The sequence below is a fragment of the Rosistilla oblonga genome (genome assembly GCF_007751715.1).
Taxonomy (GTDB): domain Bacteria; phylum Planctomycetota; class Planctomycetia; order Pirellulales; family Pirellulaceae; genus Rosistilla; species Rosistilla oblonga.
This window is the reverse complement of the sequence record NZ_CP036292.1, coordinates 848,487-869,060: the sequence shown is the minus strand read 5'-3', so window position 1 is coordinate 869,060 and position 20,574 is coordinate 848,487. Positions and strand designations below refer to the sequence as shown.

Annotated in this window: 13 protein-coding genes; 3 read left to right on the top strand and 10 right to left on the bottom strand. The window is 58.7% G+C overall.

The window, feature by feature from the left end:
• Window positions 1–114 precede the first annotated feature (114 nt).
• Entirely contained in the window at window positions 115–1,164 is a 1,050-nt protein-coding gene (locus CA51_RS03095) for a 3-deoxy-7-phosphoheptulonate synthase (protein ID WP_145117691.1), read from the bottom strand.
• Between the two features lie 573 nt (window positions 1,165–1,737).
• Between CA51_RS03095 and CA51_RS03090 the strand changes: the two genes are divergently transcribed.
• Complete coding sequence (locus CA51_RS03090) at window positions 1,738–3,003, top strand: hypothetical protein (RefSeq protein WP_145117689.1); 1,266 nt, start codon at window positions 1,738–1,740, stop codon at window positions 3,001–3,003.
• A gap of 41 nt (window positions 3,004–3,044) precedes the next feature.
• On the opposite strand, the gene CA51_RS03085 is transcribed toward CA51_RS03090, so the two are convergent.
• The 3 genes from CA51_RS03085 to CA51_RS03075 all read right to left on the bottom strand — a co-directional run bounded on the left by CA51_RS03085 (window position 3,045) and on the right by CA51_RS03075 (window position 7,058).
• On the bottom strand, window positions 3,045–4,742 hold the full coding sequence (locus CA51_RS03085) for a hypothetical protein (protein WP_145117687.1): 1,698 nt from the start codon (window positions 4,740–4,742) through the stop codon (window positions 3,045–3,047).
• Complete coding sequence (locus tag CA51_RS03080) at window positions 4,739–5,485, bottom strand: ABC transporter ATP-binding protein (protein WP_145117685.1); 747 nt, start codon at window positions 5,483–5,485, stop codon at window positions 4,739–4,741. The genes CA51_RS03085 and CA51_RS03080 overlap by 4 nt, the downstream gene beginning before the upstream one ends.
• A 289-nt stretch (window positions 5,486–5,774) precedes the next feature.
• Window positions 5,775–7,058: a Gfo/Idh/MocA family protein gene (locus CA51_RS03075; RefSeq protein WP_145117683.1), complete on the bottom strand. Its 1,284-nt coding sequence runs from the start codon at window positions 7,056–7,058 to the stop codon at window positions 5,775–5,777.
• 430 nt (window positions 7,059–7,488) lie between these two features.
• On the opposite strand from CA51_RS03075, the gene CA51_RS03070 reads away from it, so the two are divergent.
• Window positions 7,489–10,164, top strand: coding sequence for a SurA N-terminal domain-containing protein (locus CA51_RS03070; protein WP_145117681.1), 2,676 nt, complete (start codon window positions 7,489–7,491; stop codon window positions 10,162–10,164).
• Window positions 10,165–10,643: 479 nt separating this feature from the next.
• Here CA51_RS03070 and CA51_RS03065 read toward each other — a convergent pair whose 3' ends face one another.
• From CA51_RS03065 to CA51_RS03040, 6 genes are all read right to left on the bottom strand, one after another.
• A complete protein-coding gene (locus CA51_RS03065; protein ID WP_145117679.1) occupies window positions 10,644–12,167 on the bottom strand; it encodes a coiled-coil domain-containing protein in 1,524 nt (507 codons plus the stop codon).
• Window positions 12,168–12,184: 17 nt separating this feature from the next.
• The gene (locus CA51_RS03060; RefSeq protein ID WP_145117676.1) at window positions 12,185–13,192 is read right to left on the bottom strand and encodes a DUF6384 family protein; all 1,008 of its coding nucleotides are present in this window, start codon (window positions 13,190–13,192) and stop codon (window positions 12,185–12,187) included.
• A gap of 18 nt (window positions 13,193–13,210) precedes the next feature.
• Window positions 13,211–15,076: a carbon starvation CstA family protein gene (locus CA51_RS03055; protein ID WP_145117674.1), complete on the bottom strand. Its 1,866-nt coding sequence runs from the start codon at window positions 15,074–15,076 to the stop codon at window positions 13,211–13,213.
• A 101-nt stretch (window positions 15,077–15,177) separates the two neighbouring features.
• Window positions 15,178–16,713: a hypothetical protein gene (locus tag CA51_RS03050; RefSeq protein ID WP_145117672.1), complete on the bottom strand. Its 1,536-nt coding sequence runs from the start codon at window positions 16,711–16,713 to the stop codon at window positions 15,178–15,180.
• Window positions 16,714–16,940: 227 nt separating this feature from the next.
• Window positions 16,941–17,894, bottom strand: a complete 954-nt coding sequence (locus tag CA51_RS03045; protein WP_145117670.1) for a DUF502 domain-containing protein — start codon at window positions 17,892–17,894, stop codon at window positions 16,941–16,943.
• A 148-nt stretch (window positions 17,895–18,042) separates the two neighbouring features.
• A complete protein-coding gene (locus CA51_RS03040; RefSeq protein ID WP_197451552.1) occupies window positions 18,043–18,840 on the bottom strand; it encodes a ComF family protein in 798 nt (265 codons plus the stop codon).
• 315 nt (window positions 18,841–19,155) lie between these two features.
• Here CA51_RS03040 and CA51_RS03035 point away from each other — a divergent pair, with 315 nt between their 5' ends.
• On the top strand, window positions 19,156–20,439 hold the full coding sequence (locus CA51_RS03035) for an aminotransferase-like domain-containing protein (protein ID WP_197451551.1): 1,284 nt from the start codon (window positions 19,156–19,158) through the stop codon (window positions 20,437–20,439).
• The last annotated feature ends 135 nt before the right edge of the window (window positions 20,440–20,574 follow it).

The window sequence follows — 20,574 nt, the reverse complement described above, 5'->3', positions numbered from 1 at the left end:
TGCATCCTTTTGTTCGCATCGCTTCCCGGGGCGTTGCCCCGGGCTGACGTAGAGCCGGCCCGTTGGGCCTTTGCATTCGGTCCGTTGGAACTTTGCGATTCCAACAAACTCCTGCTATTTCGCGGCGCGACGTTCTTTGGCTGCGGTCGCTAGGCGTTCTAACATCGTGACGGTGTCGTCCCAGCCGATGCAGGCGTCGGTGATGCTTTGGCCGCGTTGTTCCGGCTTGCTCTGTTTGCCTTCGACCAGATTGCTCTCGATCATCACGCCGATGATCCGCCGATCTCCTTCGCTGATCTGATGGCAGATGTCGCGGCAGACGTAAGCTTGACGTTCGTGGCGTTTGCGTGAGTTGGCGTGGCTGCAATCGATCATGATCCGTGGATCGAGACCGGCTTTCTCCAACAACGCTGCGGCGTCATCGACGCTGGCGGCGTCGTAGTTGGTGTGCGTGTTGCCACCACGCAGGATCAGGTGACAGTCTTCGTTGCCGGTCGTCTGGAAAATTGTCGAGCGGCCATCTTTGGCGACCGAGAGGAAATGGTGCGAGTTGCGGGCGGCACCGATCGCATCGACGGCGATCTGCACGCTGCCAGCGGTTCCATTTTTGAAACCGACAGGGCAAGAGAGGCCCGATGCGAGTTCGCGGTGCCCTTGGCTCTCGGTCGTCCGCGCCCCGATCGCTCCCCAACCGACGAGATCGGCGATGTACTGGGGGCTGATCAGATCGAGGTATTCGACGCCGGCGGGAACGCCGACTTCATTGATGTCCAGCAACAACTTCCGGGCGGTCTGCAGCCCCTGATTGATCTCGAAACTGCCGTCGATGCGAGGGTCGTTGATCAGCCCCTTCCAGCCGACGGTGGTCCGTGGTTTTTCGAAGTAGACCCGCATGATGACCAGCAGATCGTCGCTCAACCGTTGCTGGGCCTTTTGCAGCTTGGCAGCGTATTCGATCGCCGCATCGGGATCATGGATGGAACAGGGCCCCACGACGACAGCGATCCGATCGTCGGTCCCCTCCAACGCCTGATGAAATTGCTGCCGGGCTTGATAAACCGTGTTGGCAGCGGTTTCGCTGACAGGAATTTCTGCGATCAGGTCGGCGGGGGAGCGGAGCGATTTTTGGTCGCGGATTCGGAGGTCGTCGGTCGTCTGGGTCATCGGGATTTTTGCATTCGTTTATCAAGCAACCAAAAAAACGATCTGCACCAAACGGCGGGCAGACCGGGGGAGGGGGGAGCCGAGCGTCGCTCTAAACTCCCCTGCAGTGTTGGTTTAAGTGTAATTGGGGCCTCTGGTCAATGGCGGGCTGTCGACCAAGAGCTTTCTTTCATCAGAAGGACACAAACCAGGCGGGTTTGGTGAGCGGGGGAAAAAATATTTTGAATCTATCTTGAAAGAAACCGCCAGATTTCCTTACGCTCCCCCAATGCCCCATCTCCGGGGCCTCCTACCAATCCATCAACGCACGAGGCAAGGATGCACGGCGTTACGCTCCGAATGACACTCTGTTCGGTAACATTATATACCCTGATTAGCTCGACCGGTTGCCGAACCGCCGTCCCTGATCGTTCGTTGCAGGCGGAGGTTCAGCCAGCGACGGCCCCCTCCGACGGGCTGCTGTCCTCGCTCGCGCAACGGTTCCAGGCTTCGCCGAATCAGCAGACGCGACCGTCGGGCACAACGGCTGCCAGTGCGCAACAGCAGAAACCGGCCGCGCCGCCCAGCGCCAACATGCCTGCTACCGCGACGCTTGCCGACAAAGAATCGGATGAGTTGATCGAAGCATTCAGCAATGCGACGCCGGAAGTCCAGGCTGCCGCCCGTCAACAACTCGCCGCAGTGCGGAACATGCAACAGACTCAAGCGGCCAAGCCAGCAGCCGACAACGCTGCGGGACAACCTGCAGCCGGACAAACCGCTGCTGGTCAAATTGCAGCCGGACAAGTCGGCGGCCCGACGATCCCCACGCCAGCCAAGGAGATAAGTCTCCCGAAACCGGGGCAAAGCAAGCCGATGGCGCACACCGTCGCTACGGTTTCCGATCAAGTAGCCGCGACGAACAATCCCGTCCAACAAGCGACTGCAACCGCACCGGATCAGCAATCGCAAGCGGCTGTCGCTTTTGCAACGCCACCGCCAGCCGAATCGCCCGCGGATTCAACCACTCCCGTCGAACAAGTCGCCGCGGCAACGCCCGCCGCCGCATCCGCGGAACCGGAAACCAAAACGATCCAATTGGAAGCCGAAGTTCCCGCGGCTCCCGTCGCTGCGAGCATGAACCCCAAAGAACATCTCGAAGCGCTGATCAAACATTACGAAGAGCAAGAGATCTCGCTCGACACGCCCGGCGGTCTGACTCAACTGGCCAAACTGCGGATGCTGTATCTGTTGGCCGACAAGCCCGACCAGGCGATGGAAAAGGTCGACCAGCTGAACGCTGCCGAACAGGACTACCTGCGTTACCAGATGATGACGATGTGGAGCATGGTCGATCCCGATGGATCGCCCTCGCGAACCCGCCGTTGGGAGAAAGCTCTCGAGAACCTGCGGCTCGCATCGGGCCATCTGGCCGCCGCGACCGAATCACTGGACGTCAGCAGCATCGCCTTCTGCACCGAAGTCGAAAGCTACGGCCGGATCACGCCTTTCAAGGATTACAAACTGCAACCTGGCCAACAGGTGATCCTCTATTGCGAGATCGACAACTTCGCCTCCGAACGACTCAGCGACGGCTACGAGACCCATTTCCAAGGCAGCTACGACCTGTTTAACGCCGATGGCGTGCGGGTTGCAGAACAGGTGTTGCCGGCCGACAAACAGAGCTGCAACAACTACCGCCGCGATTATTTCATCGCCTATCGCTTGTACCTGCCCAAACAATTGGCTCCCGGTCCGCATCGCATTCAATTGACGATCGAGGACCTCAAGGGGAAGAAGTTTGGCCAATCGACGCTCGACTTTGAGATCGTCGCCAAAGCGGAAGCCCCAGCGAAATAGCAACGCTGGCGGCAGCAAGACGTCGACGCCCGGCGGGGCTCTTACGCCGCGGGCGTGTCGACCGACAGATCGAACCGGCGAAGCGCAATCGCGGTGATCCAAACCGACGCGGCGGCGCTGGCCCACAAAATCGCCAGCCCTCCGACTCGATAGACAATCGATTGGTAGTCCTCGCCGACAAACTGGCGGATCCCCATCGTCCAAGCCAACAGTGCCGCGACGCCCAAGACGAACAGCACGCCTTTCAACGTGAAGACGAGCGTCGTGCGGATCAGCACCTCGATCCCCTCCTGACCAATCCGCTGCGGGAAGGCCAGGAAGATCGCATTCTCCAAGGCGAAGATAAAAACAGTCGCCGGGATCAGCACCAGCATCGACAGCATCAGCTTGGTCGGCTCGGGAGTTCGCGTGACCGCGGTCACCGCCAGCACAACCAACTGAAACGCCAGACAGGCGGCGATCGGCAACGCCAGCTGACCGATCGTGATTCGAAATTCGGAGATCGGCAACTGTCGCAGCGATAGGATCCGGTCGAGATCGCGGCGGAAATCGATCTTCAGTGCCGGCGGGCCCAGCAGCAGCGTGTAGAAGATCAGCGATCCGACCACGTGCAATAGAACCGGTTGATCGGCGGGAAGCACCCAAATCGGGAACGTCGAAAAAGCAGCCGGAACAAACAAGGTCGCCAAAACAGTTAACCAATAGCCACGCATCGTGACGGCATGCCGAGCCACCAAGGCGCCGGTCCCGCCCAACGACGCACACGCGGGCAGACGCCGGCGTCTATCAAATGCTTCGATGTGCTGTTCTGCTTGCGGGACTTCAACAGGTTGCTTCGACTGAATCTCTGCGTAACTCTCGCGATGCTGACGCAATTGGGCTGCGGTCATCGTCCGCTGCAGCCAGATAACAATCGCAGCCAAACCGGCGATTTCTAACAGCCCGACCGAGATCCCGACCAGAACCGTCAGGTTCCAGCGACTGGCGATCGCGATGTCGGCGAGGTAGCGCAGCGGATAACCGATCGTGCGAGCAACAGGCCCTTGGCTGAGGTCGACCAGGCCGCCGAGCATCAGGTTGGGCAACTGGACCGCGGGCATGCCGAAATCGGGATCCCAGTTCGACCAGACGCTAACGCCAACCGACGCAGCGATCGCGACCGCGACGGAGGTGACGCCGATGCGAAACCGGAACAACGCTCCCTTGGACAATCCCGAACATCCGATCTCGATGATCATCCGCGTCAGTTCCAGGATTCCCAGAGCCATCAACAGCCCCAGAAATGTCAGTTCGATCCGCGAGGAATCGGGCAGCAACACGACGGTCAGCAGCGTCGCTTTGAGGACAGAGGGTCCGATGCCGCCGGCCAAGCGGTAACCGATCAATTGCGTTGGCGACAGCGGAGCGGTCCAGAGCAGTTCGCGCTCGGGACGCGACCACACGATCCCGGCCAACTCGCTGTTCCAAACCGCGCGCAACAGATGCCAATAGGCATACAGGACCAAGCCGCTGGTGATCCATAACTGCAATCGCTGGGGATCGGCGGCGGGGCGCATCAGGATTCCCAACAACGCCTGCCCGGCCCACAGCGTTCCCAATAGAACAGCCAGCACTGTCAACACGATTCGCCGGGGCGCAAGGATCCGACGTTTCAAGCGGTTCAATTTGGCAACCGTTCGCATCTGCAGCAACTGTCGCAGACTGCGCGGGAAGCAAGCTTCTAAGGTCAACGCGTTCATCCACTTGCTCCCACCGGCAGCTCGCAAGCCGTCGCGGCGAAGAAAGCCTGTTCCAACGACGCCGGCGTTCCGGCCGATTCGAAGCGAGCTTTAAACGCATCGATCGATCCACAGAACTTGGCGCGGCCGCGTTCCAACACCAGCACATCGGTGCAGACCGATTCGATCATCGCCAACAGATGCGAACTGATCATGATCGCCGCACCATCGGCCGCTCGCTGGCGAACCGATTCCAACAGATTGCGAATCCCCGGCGGGTCCAACCCGGTCATCGGTTCATCCAACAGGATCGCCGCCGGCGAATAGAGGTACGCGCAACAAACGGCAAGTTTTTGTCGCATCCCGCGGCTGAGGGCGCTCGCTCGCTGGTCAACCTTCTCGATCAAGTCGAAGGTCTGCAGCAGTTGTTGTGTTTTGCTGTCGGCATCGGCGACGCGGTAGACCGAAGCGAAGAAGTCCATGTGTTGGCCGACGGTCAGGTCGTCGAACAATTGTGGATCGTCGGGGACATACGCCGTCTGCTGCTTGACCGCGATCGGATGCTGTTCGACATCCAGCCCAGCGACTTCCAATCGTCCGCGCGTCGCCGGAATCAGCCCGCTCAACGCTCGCAGCGTCGTCGTCTTCCCGGCGCCGTTGGGCCCGACGAGTCCAAGGACTTGGCCGGGCAAGACTTCAAAGGAGAGACCTGCCACCGCGATGGTGTCATCGTAGGCTTTGTGAAAATCGAGTGCGCGGATCATAGATATCGCTGGGCTTTTGAGCGGAGGCATCGAGGCTTCGAATGGACCCACCGCGGCCATGGCTCGCCTGATGCAACGTCGACTCGTGCGAGCCCGCAAGACCGCTGGGTTGTCCAACGAAGATCTACCTTGCAAACCCGCCAGCGAAAGAGAGAACCGAATCAGAACCGTGGCAGTCCCCCGCGCGGGGACTGCCTTCGGGTCGGTTTGCGACACCTGTAACGATGTTGGCGACAACAAGAGATTGTCGCAGAGCGGAAGTGTTACAGGTGGAAGAGGCCGGGAAGAATTAGATCTTCGAAACGTCAGCTTCCCAAGCTGGGTTGTACTCGCGTCCCCACATAGCCTTCTGTTCCTGCGGCCCTTGGATGTGGCCGTTGGTTGGATCGGAGACGACATCTTGGCCGGTGCGATACGCGATCACGCCCAAGTGGCACATCATCGTGCTGCAATGCCCTTCGGCGATCGGTTGGTTCAGGGTCGAAGCATCGCCGCTGCGAACCGCGTCGACGAAGTTCGTCAGGTGAGCCAGTTGGCCGTTGTTCGTTCCCTTGACCTCCTCGACCATCTTGTTGGCTCGATTGAACAACTTGAAGCCACCGTTGCTGTCGACTTCCATCGAACCCTCGGTTCCGTAGAACGAGACAAATGGGTTGACGTTGTGCTTGTTGCACGAGGTGCCTTGCCAGGTGATCTGGCTGCCATCGCCAAATTCAAACGCGACAACTTGTGTGTCGGGAGTGATTTGATCGTCGTCGTAGCAGTAGCGGCCGCCGGAGATCGTCGTGCGAGTCGGATAATCGACTCCCATTCCCCAACGACAGATGTCCAGCGTGTGGACGCCGTTGTTAGCCAATTCGCCACCGCCCCAGTGCCAGTTCCAGTGCCAGTTGTAAGGAACGACGTTCGATTTGTATTCGCGGTGCGGGGCAGGGCCTTCCCAAAGCGCGTAATCGAGGTTTTCTGGCGGTGCACTCGGTTCAACCTTTCCGATCGAACCGCGTTGGTTGACATAATAGCCGCGCGACAGGAAGACCTTGCCGATCGCTCCGGATTGCAATTTTTCCATCGCTTGGATCATTTCGGGAGCACTGCGGCGCTGCGTACCGACTTGGACGACGCGGTTGTACTTTTCAGCCGCCTCGATCATCCATTCGCCTTCTTGGGCGTTGTGGCTGGCTGGCTTTTCGACGTAGACGTGCTTGCCCGCTTTGCAGGCCATGATCGTCGCAGGGCCGTGCCAATGGTTGGGAGCGGCGCAGACCAACGCGTCGACTTCTTTGTCATCCAGGATCTTGCGGAAATCGGTGATCGCTTCGGGGGACGTGCCAGCGATCTTGCCCAGCTTTTCAGCGCCCGAAGCGAGCCGAGTGCTGTCGACGTCGCAGATATATTTGACTTCGACACCGTCCATCTTGGCCAGGTCGGTGGCGAGCGACATACCGCGTGAAAGGCCCATCACGCCAACTTTAACAGGCTTGTTGGCATCGGCGGCGGAGGCTTTGGAATGCGCCGCGGTGGCAGCAACCGTGGTCGCAACGGAAGAGGCAATAAATTGACGGCGATCGAACATGTAGACTTTCCTTCGAAAGAGGGGAGAGTTTTGGTGGGATTCAAGCAGGCGGGTAAATTAATAGCCTGTTCTAAGATAACGGATCGACAAGAGGTTTGCTGCTGTTTTTTTGCGGAGTCTCCCAAGGTTTCCCCAACCGACTCCGGCCTTGACCCTTTGATTCGGTGCGGTGTACTTTGACAGCCCTTGAAAATGTTGGGAGCGGTGCGCAGATGGGGCATTTTTTGCTAGCGGCACACCGGTTTGGCAGCATCCGCCGACCCGACATATGATGTAGGTTTCGCTTCGCCTTGATTGGTGGCATCGGTTGCCCACCTGAAAGGTTCGTTTTAAAAGCTCCAGTCACGAAAGTAGCACCACTATGACAGGCCCACTGTCGATTTTTCGTCGTAATCAAAAGGCAATGGTCGCGGCCTTGGCCGGTTTGGCCATGATTGCATTTGTCGTCCTTCCGGCGCTCCAGGTTTATCTGGATTCGACCCGTGGAACCGGTGGCCAAAGCGAAGCTGTCGCGACGATTGGTGGCGAAGAAATCGATATGGCGAAGATGAATCGCTATGTCCGCAACCATCAGATGACCACCCGCTTCCTCGCCGATTTGGCCAAGCAAGTGATGGACAAGGGTGGCCGCCCGCAAGTCCCAGGATTTGTCGTCGACCAACAGGGGAACGTCCAACGCGTGGGCATCTCCAACCAATTGTCGCTCGATAACGCTCTGCGAACCTACCTGTTGTCGCGGAAAGCCAAGGAGATGGGCTTCGACCTCGACGACGGTGCCATCGAACAATGGCTGCGTCTGTATGCCAACGACAAAGTCAACGAAAACGAGATGTACGCGATCCTGTCGCAATCGTCCGACAACCAAATCGGTCGCTACCAATTGGCAAGCGTCCTCAAAACCGAACTGCTAGCCAACGCGGTCGAACGCGTCGGACAGACCGGTATCGCTGCGGGGGCTCAACCGCTGACATCGCCCGGCGAGAGCTGGGAGCTGTTCAAGCAGATGAACCAACAAGCGACGATCGATGCCTATCCAGTCGTCGTCGCCAACTTCACCACTCAAATTCCCGACGACAAGCTGCCTGAATCGGAAGTCAAAGCGCTGTACGAAAAGCACAAAGACGATTTCCCAAATCCCGATTCCGCCACGCCCGGCTTCCGTCGCAACTATTCGGCTAACGTCGAATACCTGACAGCGTCGTTCGATAGCTTCCTGGAAGCTGAAAAGAAGAAGATCAGCGACGAAACACTGCGAGCTGAATACGACCGCTTGGTCGCCGAAGGCCGGTTTAAAGAGTTTGTCGTCGAAGAAAAGCCTGCTGACGAAAAGCCTGCCGACGAAAAGCCTGCTGACGAAAAGCCTGCTGACGAAAAGCCTGCTGACGAAAAGCCTACCGACGAAAAGCCTGCCGACGATAAGCCCGCCGACGAAAAGCCCGCCGACGAAAAGCCTGCGGAAGAGCCCAAGGCGGAAGCTGACAGCGATGCCAAAGCGGAAGCGGATCAATCGTCGACCAACCGTCGTTCGATGTTCCGTCTAGCAGCGTTTCGCCCGCAAGACGACGACAAGGACGAACAGGCTGAAGAAGAGAAGCCAGTAGCCGAAGAGAAGCCTGCGGACGAAAAGCCAAAGGCTGAAGAGAAGAAGGACGAACCTGCCAAGAGCGAAGAAAAGCCCAAGGCGGACGAAAAGCCAGCTGAGGAGAAACCTGCTGACGCGAAGCCAGAGGTGAAAGAAGAAGCCAAGCCGGCTGAAGAGAAGAAGGAAGAGCCTGCCAAGAGCGAAGAGAAACCCAAGGCGGACGAAAAGCCTGCTGAAGAAAAACCAGCAGAAGAGAAGCCGGAGATGAAGGAAGAAGCCAAGCCGGCTGACGAGAAGAAGGAAGAGCCTGCCAAGAGCGAAGAGAAGCCTAAGGCGGACGAAAAGCCAGCAGAGGAAAAACCTGCTGACGCGAAGCCGGAGATGAAGGAAGAAGCCAAACCGGCTGAAGAGAAGAAGGAAGAGCCTGCCAAGAGCGAAGAGAAGCCGAAGGCGGACGACAAGCCTGCTGAAGAAAAGCCTGCGGAAGAAAAACCAGCAGAGGAAAAGCCTGCCGACGCGAAGCCGGAGATGAAAGAAGAAGCGGCGGCCGAAGCGGCTCCAGCCGACGAACTGACGCCTCCCGAAGCTCCCAAGATGCGAGTCCAAACCTTTGAAGAGGTGAAGGATCAGGTCGCCAGCGAACTGGCGTTGCCAGCGGCTCGTGCTGCGATGCAGAAAGCGATGGCACAAGCCGAGAGCGAGATGAAGCGTTACTTTGGCGTCCGCATGTTGTGGCAGGGCGACAAGGAACAGGGCAAAGATGTCGGCGATCCTCCCGCCTTCAGCTTGAAGGAACTGGGCGAGGCGTTGGGGCTGCAGTACGGCGTGACCGGAATGCAGGATCCGATCTCGGTCGCCGATCAACCGATCGCCAGTTCGCAAACGCAAGGGATGGGATTTGGCGGTGGCGATTCGTTTGCCAGCCTGATCTACAACAACCAATTCCCCGATTACACGCCTAAGCGAACCGACAGCAACCCGCCCGGATCGGCTTTCGTATTCTGGAAGACCGAACAGCGTGAGCCGTTTACTCCCGAATTCGAAGAGATCGAAGGCGAAGTCAAAGACGCACTGCGTCTACAGAAGGCTCGTGAATTGGCCAAAGAGGAAGCCGAAGCGTTGGCGACCAAGTTGAACAACGCCAATGCGGAATCGATCACGACCGAGATCCCTGAAGCCAAACAGACCTTGGTGATCAGCGACGTCGGTCCGTTCACCGCGATGCAAGGCTTTGGATTGAGCGTTCCAGATCTGGACCGCGTCGGCCCCGACTTCATGAAAGCTGTCTTCTCGACTTCCGAGAAAGCGTTTGGTAGCGCGGCGAATCAGCCGGAGAATACGTTCTACGTCTTCCAGGTGAAATCGACGTCGCCCGACCTCGAAAAGCTCCGCGAAGACTTCATGGAACCAGCTCAACGGATGCGTCTGCGACAGTTCGCCAACTTCCAAGCGGGCCAATTGTTCCGCGATTGGTACGCTTCGCTGGAATCCGAAATGGGCGTGACTTGGGAAAACCAAGAGTAAGCCGAGTTGGCTAAGTCGCGAAGCGACAACAGATGAGCTAATGCCGTCGCTTCGCGAATGTAAAACGCGTGGTTAATCCGACACCTGGGACTCGCGTCCCAGGCTATTGGATGCCATAGCTATCGTACTGCTGACTTCCCGGGACTCGCGTTCTGGCTTCTACATGCCGTGGCTTCGCCACGATGCACCGCTGCGAGCCCTCCCCGGAAAACTCGCTAAACGCTCATTCCCCGACCCTCCCAGCTTTCGCTTGGGCGGGTGAAGTCAGCATCGCCAACAATTGCCTTCACCCTCCCCAAACGCAGTTTGACAGGGGAGGGTCGAACAAGCGAAGCGATGTTCGGGGAGGGGAGTCCGCAGCAATTCCCGGCATTCGATTCCAGGGAAGGCCCTCCCTGGAAGACTCGCTAAACGCTCACTTCCCGACACTCCCAGCTTTCGCTTGGGCGGGTGAAGCGAAATGGACAGTGCCTCTTCCCTCAAAACCCTTTGCGGGTGCTGAAACCGGAGCGTTTGGGAGTTGGCATTCTCGGCCGGCTTGTCGTTCGACTGGACGATCGCGTCGACGACGTTGGGTAGCTCATCCGTCGCGATCCGGCACGGCGTGCGTTTTCGCGGAGCGCCGCCCCGGCGGCGTGAGCCATCGTCTGCAACAGGATCTGACCCATCGGCGAATTCGCCGCGTTGACGACTCGACGCGAGTTTTCCTCGTACCAGTTCGGCGCGGTGTGCTGGTGGCGACGGATGTGTTGCCACAACAGATCGGGGCGCTCGCGGCCATCGGCTAAACGGCTGAGCGATTCGCGGATGTTCAGCTTGTCGTCGAAATAGCTCCGCGAATCATCGAACCGCGCCCGCTGGAACTGCTGGACCAGATAGTCGATCGATTCGGCAAAGTCCTCGGCTTCTTTCAGCTGGCGTCGGCGAGCGTCGGCAGCCTTCTGAAACTGCTGGATCTCTTCGTCGAGATGTTTTAAACGCGCGACCAATTGGTCGTCGATCGGATCGGGAGACTGCGCCGCCCGCTGCTCCAGAGTCAGCGTATGGGTCTGTTCCAACAGCCGTCGATATTTATCGATCGCCTCGGCGTAAAACGGCCCCTCGCTGTCCAACAGCTTGTCGATCTCGGCGCCGTTTGCGTTGGTCTGCACAACCGTCTGTTCCAGTTGCTCCAACAGATCGTCGCGTTGGTCTTCGCGCGATTCGATTTGATCCAAGACTTTGTCCAGGCCAAGTTCGGCAGCGACCTTCTGCTGCGATCGCTCCAATCGATCCAACAACTGATTGAGCGCATCGCGTCGCTCGGCGATCAATTCCCGCATCTTGCCGGGCACTTCGCTCAAGAACTCATAACTCTTCCGCGCCTTGGGATAATCGATCAGCCGGCCAACCCAACGATCCATCCGCCGACGCCAGCCGCGGGCTGTGTATTGCGGCGTTCCCATCTTTCGCTTGTGCAGATACTGAAACAACCGACTCCGCTGATACGCGGGCAGCTTGGCGATCACATCGTGTTCGACCTCAGCCAAACTCGATTCGGCTCGCTGCAGATTGATTTCCGCGATCGCCGCTTTGTCGGTCAGTTGTTGGAAGGCGGGATCGCCCGACAGCTGTTCGCTGAGCTGTTTGCTGAGCGAATCGCGCTCGCCGTAAATAGCGTCCAACTTGCCGTTGAGCGTCTGCAGTTCGCCGCGCAGCTGCGTTTGGACCGCTTCCAACCGCTGGTGCTCGGCGACCAATTCGCGATGCCTAGCCTCTTTCCGCAGCAACACATCCTGAATCGCCGGGCGGATCTCGTTCCAGACCTGCCGCACCGTCGTCTGACTCAGCTCGGGAAGATAGCTCTCCGCCAATTCGACCAACGTCTGCCCGCGCTGACCGACCAGATCGTCGGTCTGTTGCAGGATCTCGCGATGCTGCGATTGCAACGCGTCGCGCTGACGCTTGGCATCTTGGATCGCGCGAGTCATCTCGCGAAGCACTTCGGAACCGGAGGTTGGCATAGATATCCTGCGAGTGGCTACCAGTTGGTAATCTGAGCTTTCCGCTGCAGCATTTCGCCGCTACGCGTTGGGATCTGAACCCGTTCCTCGATCTCGCCGCGACGCTTGACCGCAAACAAGGTTTCGTTCAGCACGCCATCGGACACTTTGTCGTCCCGCAATCGCTCGTAGACATCTTTGGAAACCCGTTCGGCCCAACGAGCGACCAACTGCTCTTCACCCGTTTCGGCGTTGCGGATCGATTGTCGCAGCACGCGTCCCTCGGGCGAACGCGTTTCGACGACCACGTAATATCCGGCCAACCGCGTCCCTTGATCGTCGGTAAAGTCGCGTTCGAAAGCCGACATCTCGCTGGCACCCGAAACGATGTGGACCTCGTACTGCTTTTGCATCTGCCCCCACAACTTGTTCAACCGCTCGTGAGCCGCCGTGGCAGCAGCAGGGTTCGCCGCGCCAGCCGCTTGCACCTCAGCCATCAACCGCGACGCTTCGGCGGTGGCATCGGGATCCAACGAAGCCGATTCGATCTGCTGCAACAAGACCTGCGATTGTTCGACTTGCACCGCCGCAGCACGCTCCGCCCGAACCGTGGGGCTGAGCGGTGCCCAGGGCGACAGGAACGCATACCAGGTGATCGCAAGGGCGACGGCAACCGCGGCAGCCCCGGCGGCGACGCGTCGCCGCATCACATAGACGTGCGCCAACAGCGATTCGAACCCAAACTTAGGCTCTTTCAACACGTGCATCGTGTCGAAGTATTGTTCGATCGCGGCATCGACCTCCGCGTCGCTAACCTCTTCGCCGGTGACCTTCGCCGATTCGATCAACTTGCGGCGGATCTGAGTCCGAACCTCGTCGCGGCGCAGCGCGACTTCAGCCGTCTGGCGGTCTTCCCGCATCTGCCGCGCGACTTCCAACACGCGAAGCATCTCGGGCAACGAAAGCGAAGCGGCGTCGTCGGCCGGCGAACGATCGTCGGTCGCCGCTTGTGCAGCGTTGGCGGAGGCGTTTTGTGATGCATTCATGGCTGTGATTATCGTAGCCTAAGACGACGGCTTGGCAACGGCCGCCTCTTCGACAATCCCGCGGACGCTGGGCCACAAAATGATCGCCTCGACGACCATCCAGGCTTCCAACAATAAAGTCGCACAACCGATCACGATCACGACCCAGTTAGGCGATTGGCCCTCGGGAGGATTCAACCAACCGGGCAGCTCGATCATCATCGCCCAAGCTGGCATGATCAGCATCATGATCATCGGGATCACAACAAACCAAACCGGGATCCGGCGACGCCACAGGAAGAACGAGATCACCAAAAACGCCAAGCCGGCCAACAATTGATTGGTCGCACCAAACAGCGGCCACAAAATCAAACCGCCTTTGCCCGCATTGGCCAGCGTCATCTCGGCTCCCGGAGCCGGTAGCGCCGCGATCGCCAGAGCCAATGTGATCGCAAAGATCGTCGCGCCGTGTTTATTGGTCAGCCAGGTCATCGGATTAGCCGAGACCGCGACCTCTTCGCTTCCCGATCCGCGAACAAACGTCGCCGCCAGCTCTTGCACCACGTACCGCTGCAACCGGCAGGCGGTGTCCAATGTCGTGCCGGCAAACGAAGCAACCAAGACGCCCATCAACGCGACTGCGATCCCCGCGGGAATCGACAGGGCTTTTAGAAAGTTCGCTGATCCATCGACAAACGCGCCCACTTTGGCTCCCAGCCCTTGAGCCGATTGCCACGACTGATAGCGGGCTTCATAAGCCGCCGTGCCGGTCACAACCGCTCCGCTGCCAAGCTTCTCCGTCACGCCCAAACCAATCCCAGCCACACAGGCCAAGATCACCAGCGTCGCCAAAAAGCCTTCGGTCAACATCGAACCGTAACCGACGAACTGCGCGTCGCTCTCGCACTTGATCTGCTTGCTGGAAGTTCCCGACGAGACCAAGCAGTGAAAACCGCTGCAGGCACCGCAAGCGATCGTGATGAACAGGAAAGGGATCACCGCCGGCGCTCCCTCGGGGTTAGCTCGCACCATCGGCGCGGAGATCTCAAGCGGCACGCGAGCGGCTCCCTCGGACAACGGTGCTCCACCGATCAGCCCCGCCACGACCAATCCGACCACGATCAAACCAAGAGCGGTGATCAACTGCAGCGAATTGATGTAATCGCGCGGCTGCAACAACATCCAGACCGGCAGCACCGACGCCACGTACGAATAGACCAACAGGATCAGGACCCATGAGATCACCGACCACTCGGCCATCGCTTGGTTCAACGTCCCCAGGACGCCCGAGTTTCCGTAGATCAGGGTCGCGTACATCGTGGTCAACGCGATCAACGACGGCAGCAACAGATGCACGTTCTTGCGATGCAACCAAACGCCGATCGCCATCGCGATCGGGATCTGAACCAAGCAGGGAATGATCGACGCCGGATATTGCTTGAAGACCGCGGCGATCACCAAACCAAAGATCGCCAACACGATCGTCAGCGCCATGAACAGAATCAACAGGAACAACAACCGCACGCGGCGGTTGAGCACCCGACCGGCGACGTCGCCAACGGTCTGCCCCTTGCTGCGGATCGAGACGACCAACGCCCCAAAATCGTGCACCGCACCGACAAGGATCGATCCAAACAGAACCCAGACCAACGCTGGCAACCAACCCCACATCACCGCGATCGCGGGCCCCACGATCGGACCGGTCCCGGCGATCGAAGTAAAGTGATGGCCGAACAGGACCGAACGATCGGTCGGCACAAAATCGCGGTCGTCGTTCAATTCCACGCTGGGGACGACAGCATTGTCGTCCAACTGAAAAATCTTCCGCGCCAACCAACGCCCGTAGGTGTTGTACGCGATCAGGTAGGCCACCATCGTGCCCAACGCTATCAATAGAGTCGTCATTCTTGGTCCGTAGTTTCAAATACTCGTTGCAACAAGGGGCGTATTATTCACCAAGTCGCAGAGGGTGGAAACTGGTCGACCTGGACGCGACGGCACAGAAGCTAAAATTCGGCGCTGTATCGGCCGGTCATCACCTGGCGAATTTCAGCCGTCGCCGAGTCGATGTCCTGCCAGATCTGTTGCACCGAAGCCGCACCCTTGGTTCGCTCCTGCCCCCGAATCACCGCGTCGGTGCGGCCCTCCTCGCGAACCGAAGCCTGCGCCGCTCCCACGCTCGCAGAATATCCCTGAGGACCGTAGAGGGCACCGTCGTAGCCTCTTCCTGCACGGTATCCGCCGCCATAAGAACTGTAGCCGTAAGATGTTGGACTGTTCATCCCGGTCCGCACCGACGATCGCATCCCAACGCCTTTCATCGACATCTCTGCGTCGCGCAACATCCCCGAGACATCGCTGCCGTATTTCAGCAGCGCCGGGTCGACATTCAACAGCGGCAAACTGTCGATCTTGCGAGCATATTTGTCGTACCAGATCGCCGCTTGCCCAAACGTTTTGACGTGATCGGTCTTCGGTTTGTCGCGAAGATCGTCCAACAGCGTCGAGACGCTCTTGAAGTATTGCTGCGACGCGATGCGAGCCGCCGACTCTTCGGAATCAGCTCCCGACGAAGCTGCATCGTTAACCGCTTCTCCCAGCGAGCGTGGCAGTTCTAGAACGCTCATCACCCGTCGCGTTCCGCTCGCCGACAGCTTGCCTCGCAGGAAAAAAGTGTTCCCCTTTACCGACGGTGTCCATTGCCGGATGTCGTCGATCATCGCCCCTTGGCTGCTCAAAATCTCGATCAACAACGGCTTGCCAACCTTCGCCAAGATCTCGGGCGAAGCTTCGAAGTCGACTCGAACCGCACCGATCGTCTGATCCTCTAAGGTGATGCCGAGCATAATTCCCTGCACACCACCGATCAGTTTGGAGACTGCGGCGGGGGAGAGGCCCGAATCCTTCAGCGATCCCAATTCCGGCAGCTTTCTCGTGACAGCCGCCTCGGAAACCAAACCGCTCAAATCCATCGCCATCACGATCGGCGTGCCGACTTCGGCAGCAAAGGCGAAGGCGTGTTGCAGATAGGGGGACATCTTTTGGCCGGTATCCAGATCGGTCGACTTCAACCATCGGCTCACATCCTGGCGGTTCGCGGGAGTGTAAGCTCCCATCAGATCCGACCGGATCTGGACGACATAATGATCGTCGGGCAGACGGGCTGCACTGCGGCCGGCGATGTTATCGATGCTGCCACCAAAACGGGTCGCCACGGTCGCGACGTTCCGCTCTCCGGTGAGCTTCATCAGCGCCAGTTCCCAGACCGATTTGCCATACTCGAGATCCGATCGACCGGCCAAGATGACTTCGGTTGCGTCTGGCGGCAGTGCCGAAACGCCCGCGTCGTAGGCAGCTTTGCGTCGCGCCGCCCATCGCTCGCGATCCGAAACAGGCGAACCAAACGCCTTTTCGGCATTGATCAAGATCAGCGTGTTGGCATCCGCGGGAATGCGATATTTCATTCCTTCGAACTGAGCGTCGGACTTCGAAACCGCCAACAGCGAGAGAACCAGAGACAACAAGAGTAGCGAGCGATTCATGAGGTATTTGCCCAAGTCAATCCGATCGATGCAAGAAGAAATGGCTCGCGGCAAACTTTCGAGTGGATACGAAAACCCTCGATGCGGCCATCACAGGACCCGGATTATAGTTGCTGAGCGATTCATCGTGTGCGATGAAATTAGAGATCTTCATCGCCAAAACGCAGCTGAAGCGGGCTCCGAGAGCTCGCTTTACGGCTCGCTTGCCGTCGCTGCGAAGATCGGGATCAGTCCGCCGAAGTGGACGAATCGGCGGAGCCATCGTCTCCGGGCAGCATCGCCGACGCGTTGCCGCTGCCGGGCAGATTCAACTGCAGTCGGCTGAACGCTTGCTGCTGCTTCGCCGGAACGACGACGCCACAGCTGACGATAAACTGAATCGCTTGATCGATCGTCAGATCCAAATCGACAGCCTCGCTCTTGCGAACCGTGACGGTAAACCCGGTCACCGGCATCGGCGATGTCGGCATCAAGACGCTCAACACCGGCTCGTTCGCCGCCGCGCTGATATCGGCCATGCTCTGGCCCGTCACAAATCCGATCGACCAAATTCCCTTGCGTGGATATTCGACAGCGACGACGCGGTTGAATTCGATATCGCGTTCGCTGAAGACAAAATCGGTGACCTGTTTGACCGACGAATAGACGTTGCTGACGACCGGCACGCGACCGATAAATCGATCCATCGCGCGGACAAAAAATCGTCCGATCCCGTTGGCAAACATCCGCCCCAGGAAATACAGCAGGATCAGGAACATCAACAAGAAAAACGGGACAACCACCGTGCGGGGCAGGTAGACCAGTTGGACGTAACGATGCCAATACGCGATCGCTGTCCCCGGCACCGGCTCAAACGGCCCTAAGCGATGGAGATTCTGGTCGACGTACGAAACGACATATTGGGGAAGAAACTTCTTTCCCGTCGGATCGGCGACAAAATTTCGATCGACAGGTTTGACGTCTTCGATCTCTTGCAGATTCCAAACCAGAACGTTGCGAATCCCCGCTTCCAGCGGTGAGAGGACGTAGTTTTCGGTTGTGGTCCAGGCCCAAACGAAGAGCAAAATCGTCAGCAACGGCGGCATAACGATCCCCAGACCGTGCAGGATTGCCCGGCGAAAGGTGGTCGCAGTGCTCGGCGACGCCGCTGGCGACAGCTCGTCAGAGTTCGTTGGGTTCATACAGAATTGCTGGTATTTTCGCGTCAAAAAGGGAATTCAAGCAGAGGCCGAGCGGCGACCTTCGATCCTACCGTGTCATAGCTTAGGTTTTTATAGGGGACCGATGGCACAAAAGTTCATCGCAGAACCGCTTCTATCTCGCTATAGCTTAGGTTTTTCCGACGCCGCGCGCAGTAGCCGCAACGCAAACTCGCGTCGCTCCCGCTGCCAACAACACCCGCGTCACTTCGCTCATCGTCGCACCGGTCGTCATTACGTCGTCGATCAGTAGATAGCTGTGGCCGTTGGGGTGATATCGGCGTCGTACCGCAAATGCATTGGAAATGTTTTCAGCCCGCTGCCCAGCCGCCAACTTCCCCTGCTTGATCGTCCCCCGCACACTTCGGACCGCCGGGTGAACCGGAAGTCCCAACACCCGGCCAACCTGCTTGGCTAGCGTCGCTGCTGGCACCGTACCACGCTTCAACCGACGTCGCCAATGGGATGGAACGTAGGTCACAATCTCGGGGATCGAATCGACTTGGCTAGCAATCTGCTCCCCCAACAATCCTCCCAACGCCATCATCAACGGTTCGTGAATGAACTTCTTCCCGGCGATCACAGCCTCCCGCATCGCTCCCTCATAACGCCCCAAGACGACGACTTCGGCAAACGGCAGCTTCTGTTTGAGGCATCGATTGCAAGTCGGTTCGCCCAACCGCATCGGTTCCATCGGCATCCCACAGCGGCGGCACCAGTGTCGACATTTTCCGCGGACCGCGTCGATGCAAGCATCACACATTTCGATCGCCCCCGGATCGACCAACGCTCCACCACACAAGGTACAGGTCGGCGGATAGATCATTTCGAGAAACGCCCTGGCGATCGACAGCGGCACGTGCGACCAACCGCTATCGCGCCGCAGACCGCCCGTCGGTGCAGCCCGTGCCGATCTGTCGGCCGCCATAAATGGAAACTTCCGCTGGACCGCCATCCGTTTCTCCCGCTCTGCGGATCAAACGATCACGCCCCGCGACGCGCATCTAAATAGAACGCGAGAAGCCCGTCGCAGGCCGAGCCTGCGATGGGAACTTTTACGATTGCCACGTCGGCTGGTTCGCGATTTATGCGACGCCGCAGCGGGGGCAGCCGAACCCGCGATGAAAACTTTTGTCATTACCACAGCGAAGCGATAAATCTGGGGAATCCTCGTCCCGACAGATTCGTTAACATGAATTGCTTCCACTTCACTCGATCCGAAATCAAACGAGTTTTTCAGCGAATGAACCTCCACAACTCCACGCACGAGCAACTTCTCAGTCCCCGCGGCACCCGGGCTTCGGAACAACCGATCAGCCAGCTGATGTCTGCCGCATTGGCCAACCCAGGAATCATTTCCTTGGCCGCGGGATTTGTCGACAATGCCACGCTGCCGTTGGAGTTTGTTTCCGAAGCCGCTCAAAACGTGCTCGGCGACACCGCGACGGGGCGGTTGGCGCTGCAATACGGCACCAACAACGGGCCGCAGGAACTTCGCCAAGCGATCGCGCGGCGGAACTTCAGCAACAACGCCGACGATCTCGCCGATCGGATGATCCTGACCGCCGGCAGCAACCAATTGCTGCACCTGGTCGCCGAATGTGTCTTCGACGAAGGGGACATCGTGCTCTGCGCGGCTCCCACCTATTTCGTCTTCTTGGGGCTGTTGAAAGATATGGGCGTCCGCGCCTTTGGCATCGAAGCGGATGACCAGGGGATGATCCCCGAATCGTTGGACCAAGGCTTGCAGCAATTGGCCGACAACAACGAACTACACCGGGTCAAATCGGTCTACCTGATTCCGTATTGCGACAACCCGGGCGGCTCGACAGTCCCCGAAGCTCGGCGACAAGAACTGATCGCCGTGATGAAAAAATGGCAGCAGCAATCGCCGATCCTGCTGTTGGTCGACAACGCCTATCGCGACTTGCGTTATTCGGGCGAAGACATCCCGACGCTAACCGACCTCGGCGCCGATCCTGAATTAACCGTCGAAAGCGGGACCTTCTCGAAAAACTTCGGCCCCGGAATCCGCGTCGGTTGGGGCGTGATGCCGCGTTGGCTGTTCGATTCGGCCCGTCGCTTCAAATCGGTGATCGATTTTGGTTCGGCTCACCTGAACCAACAACTGATGCTGAACATCTTGAAATCGGGTCGTTTCGACGAACAGGTCCAGCGACTGCAGACCGCTTATGCGGGCAAACTGCAAGTCATGTTAGAGGCTTGCGATACGCACTTGGCAGAAATCCCAGGCGTCGAATATCGGCGACCGATCGGTGGCCTATACGTCTGGTTGGAACTGCCGCCGGGCGTCGATGCCGGCTCCGATTCGCCACTCTGGAAACAATGTATCGAGCGCGGCGTGTTGTATGTTCCGGGCGAGTTCTGTTACCCAAGCGAAGGAGCCGCGGTGCGGAAGAACACGATCCGACTCAGCTTCGGCGTCCAGCCCGAATCGCAAATCCGCGACGGCATCAAACTGCTCAGCGAAGCGATCACCGCCGTCATGAACCCCGCCAACGTCTAAGCCGGGGTATCACACAGCCGAGAACGAAGCCGCTCGCAATGGAAGCATCCTTCATGCAACTGCTGCGAGCGCATTTGGGCTGAGCAAGCGATGCTGATCGACCCACCAAATCACCGCGTGGGAATCGAGCAACAC